Annotated in this window: 3 protein-coding genes; all 3 read left to right on the top strand. The window is 43.2% G+C overall.

The genetic code is table 11. The features are described 5' to 3' along the window. The first annotated feature begins 426 nt into the window (after positions 1-426). Positions 427-1,635 carry a tyrosine-type recombinase/integrase gene (locus tag IE064_RS18005; protein WP_189619043.1) on the top strand — a complete coding sequence of 403 codons (1,209 nt, stop codon included), beginning with the start codon at positions 427-429 and terminating at the stop codon, positions 1,633-1,635. A gap of 122 nt (positions 1,636-1,757) precedes the next feature. Then, on the top strand, positions 1,758-2,015 hold the full coding sequence (locus IE064_RS18010; protein WP_189619044.1) for a helix-turn-helix domain-containing protein: 258 nt from the start codon (positions 1,758-1,760) through the stop codon (positions 2,013-2,015). Next, positions 2,015-3,247, top strand: a complete 1,233-nt coding sequence (locus IE064_RS18015) for a type II toxin-antitoxin system HipA family toxin (protein WP_189619045.1) — start codon at positions 2,015-2,017, stop codon at positions 3,245-3,247. The genes IE064_RS18010 and IE064_RS18015 overlap by 1 nt, the downstream gene beginning before the upstream one ends. Positions 3,248-4,234 lie beyond the last annotated feature (987 nt).

Here is a 4,234-nt window from a genome sequence, read left to right on the forward strand (position 1 = left end):
ATAAGATGAAAGTTTGACTTGCCTAAATCGATACCGAGTACTTGAATAAACATGATGGTCTACCTCCTGTCTAGCCTAATCTCAGCATAGTTGCTGAGAAGGGAGGCGGACCATCACATTAAGCCCAAAAGATTTTCATCAATTGGGATTAATTATCAATATGTTATGAATTTATATTAATTCATGCCGTACGACATGATTTGGTGTTTTTGGTTGTTTTGTAATGTTCCTTATTGATGTTATAACATTATGAAACTAAACAATTTTATTTAATTTGTTGTATCTGTTTGTCTTGCGCTGTTTTGGTTCTTATGGTTAACTCGGGGTACATATGGGGGTACATATGGGGGTACATATGGGGGTACATATGGGGGTACATATGGGGGTACATGGAAATGGTTCCATGTACCCCCGGAGAAACCCATAATGAGCAGATTATACGATAAGCAGTTAAAGGCGGTTTTAGACAGGCCACAGACAAAAGTTAAGATACTTTCTGATGGTGATGGTTTAGGAGCGAGGCTCTCTCTTCAAGGTAAAATTCGTTGGCAATTCCGATATAAAATTGAAGGCAAAAATAAGCGTGTTGATTTAGGTGACTACCCGGAGATCTCCATTGTTAGGGCCAGAGATCTAACTCAGCAGTGCAGAATGTGGTTGGCAGAAGGATATGACCCTAAGTTGCAGCGAGAGGTTGAACGAAAAGTCACGCTGAAACCTGTTACCGTAAAAGATGCTCTGGAATATTGGCTCGTAAATTATGCTGAGAAAAACCGAGTTAACGCACCAAGACATCGGGCTCAGTTTGTGAAGCACATTTATCCTTATATTGGTCACCTGCCTTTGGACCAAACAGAAACTCGCCACTGGTTGGAGTGTTTTGATCGTATTAGACGTGGTGTCCGTGGTAAGCAACGACCTGCACCAGTAGCTGCCGGGTATGTGTTTCAGAACGCTAAACAGGCATTAAGATTTTGCAGAGTGCGTCGTTACGCTATCAGCCGTGCACTGGATGATCTCACTATTCTTGACGTTGGCAGTAAGCAACGCCGAAAGGACCGTGTGCTATCGGAGTCAGAATTTGATGATGTACTAACTCACATACAAAGCCGTAAATGTAATCGCTACTATGCCGATTTGATTTGGTTGCTGGTGGTCTTTGGTGCCAGATCTCAGGAAGTTCGTTGCTCGACTTGGGACGAGTGGGATTTTGAGAAAGGGCTATGGACTGTTCCCAGAGATAACAGCAAAACTTCAGAGATAATCCTTCGACCTATCCCAGATGCGTTTAGACCTTGGTTACTAAGGCTTAAAGCGCGAAACCAGAAAAGTGGATATCTGCTAGGTGAATATAAAAAACCAGAAGCAGTGAGTGCTTTTGGCGGTAACATCTGGAAGCGCCTGGAGCACAAAGAGAAATGGACGTTGCACGACCTTAGACGAACACTGGCTACCCGCTTGAATGATCTGGGAGTATTACCGCACGTAGTGGAGCATCTACTTGGGCATACAGTTAGTGGCGTCGCAGGCATCTACAATCGCAGTCAATATATGAATGAAAAACGTGCAGCGTTGAATATGTGGTTACGGACAATCTCACCTGAAATTTGGGATGGTTATCGCGCCTTTGGTTAATGGTCGCTTTTACATCAGTAGTCTTGCCAATATTTCATTTAGAATTATGTTAGCTATATGGCTAATATTCGTGTGATTGATTATAGTGTTAGCTATATAGCTAATTAATTGGCGGCGTTTATATGGCAAATAGACAGGAAATAGGTAAGACGGTAAGCAAAAGCCGTAAAGCGCTGGGGTATACTCAGCAGCGTCTTGCTGAGCTCACTGGTATAAATAAAGTCACTATATCAGAGATTGAAAATGGCCGTTTTACCGGTTCGTTCGATATTTTTGAACGCTTGCTTGATGCTGTTGGCTTACAGTTTACGGTTGCTCCTAAACGCCATGAGCTTCCCAATTGGGACGAGATTGAGAGCCTGTTTTCGGAGGATGATTAATGGCTGCCGAAACGAGTCTACCAAGCCTAATCACCCGCATTACCGTGCATGCCGATGATACCGAATTAGGTGTGCTAACACATGGCTCAGTGCATCATTACCAGCCAACCCAGGATAAACGTCATGTTTCGCTTACCATGACGAAAAAGGGTTTGGATGGTTACTCATCCGGGGCATTACATCCAATATTCGCGCAAAATCTACCCGAGGGATTTAACCGTCGTTTCATTGCTGAAAAACTCGCGCGTTATGCCAAAATCGACGACATGTATCTTCTGGCACTACAAGGCGATCATAGTGTGGGGATGCTGTCATATCAAAGTGACTTGGTGCTGCCGGAGGCTGAATCTGTATCACTAAACGACATTCTGTCTTATCACAGTGCTGAGCCACTGTTCCCACAGTTGCTGGAGAAATATTACCTAAGAAACTCGCTAGCAGGTGTGCAACCCAAGGTCAGTATTCCCCATGTTGGTGGTGCTAAAACGGATAGAACGGTTGAACAAAAAGACCTGATCGTTAAGTCGTTTGACGAGGAGTTTCCACTACTGACAGTCAATGAGTTTGTTTGTATGGAGGCCGCGCGTCACTGCGGCTTGAGCCCACCAGCGACTTACCTCTCTGAGAATCTGGAAACCTTTGTGGTTGAGCGTTTTGATAAAACCGCCGAGGGCATAAAGCTTGGCTATGAAGATTTCACCACGTTACTGAAAAAGCCTAATGATCCGGATGCAAAGTACAGTAGCAGTTATGAAACGTTACTGAGGGCGACGTATCTCTACACCAATAGCCAAACCGAAGTTGAAACCATGTTTCGTTACATTGTGTTTAACTGCTTGATTGGCAATGGTGATGCGCACCTCAAGAATTTTGCCTTGCAGTATTCACCTGATATGTCGCAGATTTTTGTTTCACCACCATTTGATATCACTCATACCCTAATTTACGACACCATAGATAACAAGATGGCGCTTAAGCTTGCCGGCAGTAAGGCGTTCCCTGATGAATCGCACTTGCTGAAGTTGGCTGAGGGCAAAGAGTTTCGCATCAGAAAAGCGAAGGAGATCATCGAGTCTACTAGCGATGGCATTATGGATTCTTTAAAGCGTTCTGAGGCAATCAAGCTATTTGCTGGTTTACGTGAGTCGATAGCGCAGTCAGTATCAAGTGTTATGACACCAACCTATACCACAAAAAGTTATCGCCACGACCGCAAGAAGAAATTTGAGTGAGCTGTTATCTCCGTCCATTTGCTACTACCTTAAAATTAAATGGCTAAAGAACAGCACTGGAACACCTATAAAGCCCTGGTCCAGTTATACTGAACCACTTGGACTACAGGAGAATAATATGAATGCATTGATTAAATCTCGACAGAGGCTTCGGCGGTCGCTCGAAGGAGCGGCCGCCCGATTAAGTACTGTCAATCGGGATTTATCTAATGAAAAACACTTCTCGTGCTGTAAGGCGTCATCATCAACAACGCTTGAAACGTGCTCGTAAACACTATTGGGGTAATTATGCTAGTGATTCAAGCAAGACCTTAGGAATGTGTGCAAATACACCATGTTTATGCTCATGTTATCTATGTGGTCATCAGCGTAAAACATGGGGTCCTAAGGCCTCAGAAATCAGGCAAAAAGCGAAATTCAGTTAAGTCAGATTTAGGAGGACAATCTGTCCTCCTATTGACTTCCATATTGGGATGCCATAATTCATTCGCATTGCATTGAATGCAAGGAATTAATGCAATTTACCCATGAATTCAATTCGTATAGACCTTTAGTGTTTTGGGTATACAAGAATTAACTGAATGATATTAGCGGGTTATAATAAGTAAGCGGGAATAGTTGTTAATATCAATATTCAAACTTATTAATACACAATGTTATCCCAGGGCAAGATCACGAACGTAATTTGAACTATTAGCATGATATTTCTCCAAAGGGCTGGACGCTTCATACTGGCTGTGATCTTATTCTCTCTTTTGTGGAGAGTCCTATGAATTCAGGTGCATTTCAACAGTTCTTCAGTTCCTTAGAAGATCCCCGCCAATCAGCCAAAGTCGAGCACTTATTTACTGATATTTTATTCCTAAATAGCTGATCCGAATACTGCTACATTTTCGCGATGCCGTGTCCGTTGCCGGGAAAAGGCGAAACGGTTTCCATAAAATGCCATACCTTGCCAAGAAGTTCCCGCATGTTTCGGCAACTGTG

This window comes from Shewanella fodinae, from assembly GCF_014651955.1.
Taxonomy (GTDB): Bacteria; Pseudomonadota; Gammaproteobacteria; order Enterobacterales; family Shewanellaceae; genus Shewanella; species Shewanella fodinae.

Bases quoted from the DNA above. Each gene is read 5' to 3' on its own strand.
- IE064_RS18010 (WP_189619044.1), top strand. From the start codon at position 1,758: ATGGCAAATAGACAGGAAATAGGTAAGACGGTAAGCAAAAGCCGTAAA.
- IE064_RS18005 (WP_189619043.1), top strand. From the start codon at position 427: ATGAGCAGATTATACGATAAGCAGTTAAAGGCGGTTTTAGACAGGCCA.
- IE064_RS18015 (WP_189619045.1), top strand. From the start codon at position 2,015: ATGGCTGCCGAAACGAGTCTACCAAGCCTAATCACCCGCATTACCGTG.